Below are 512 nucleotides of genomic sequence, written 5' to 3'. Positions count from 1 at the left end.
ATGCCGCGCCGGCCCGATGCAACGCCAGCACGGTGCCGCCGTCATGCAGCACGATCAGGATCAGAGCCGCGACCATGGCGCAATCGATCGACGCCGAGGACAGGAAGGCGACGCGCAGCACCTTCATGGTCCGGCGGCGTAGTTCGTCGGCGGCGGCGGCCAGGCGCGCCGCCTCGTCATCCGTGCGGTTCAGCAGGACGATCGTTGCGATGCCCCGCACCCGGTCCAGGAACCGTGCCTGCAGCCGCGTCATCGCCAGGAACTGATTGCGCGACGCCATTGCGGCCCCGATGCCGAACAAGGCCTGGCCGACCGGCACCGCCAGGCCGCAGACGGCCATGATGGCGGCCGATCCGGGCTGGACCAGGGCGGCCAGCACGGCAATCAGGCCCGGCACGGCGATCCACAGGATCGAGGCGGGCACCCAGCGGGCAAAGAAGCCGTCCAGGGCCTCGATCCGGTCGACGGCCAGCGCAGTCAGTTCGGCGCTGTGCTGCCGCCGCAGCAGCGCC

General features: G+C 71.3%; 1 protein-coding gene. It reads right to left on the bottom strand.

The window, feature by feature from the left end; all coding sequences use genetic code 11:
* On the bottom strand, positions 1–512 hold a 512-nt coding region (locus HUK84_RS22665; protein ID WP_246285854.1), incomplete at both ends, for an ABC transporter transmembrane domain-containing protein.

The sequence above is a fragment of the Nguyenibacter vanlangensis genome, assembly GCF_013376155.1.
Classification (GTDB): Bacteria; Pseudomonadota; Alphaproteobacteria; order Acetobacterales; family Acetobacteraceae; genus Gluconacetobacter; species Gluconacetobacter vanlangensis.
Note: the sequence above shows the minus strand (reverse complement) of the source record. Positions and strands in the feature narration are given on the sequence as shown.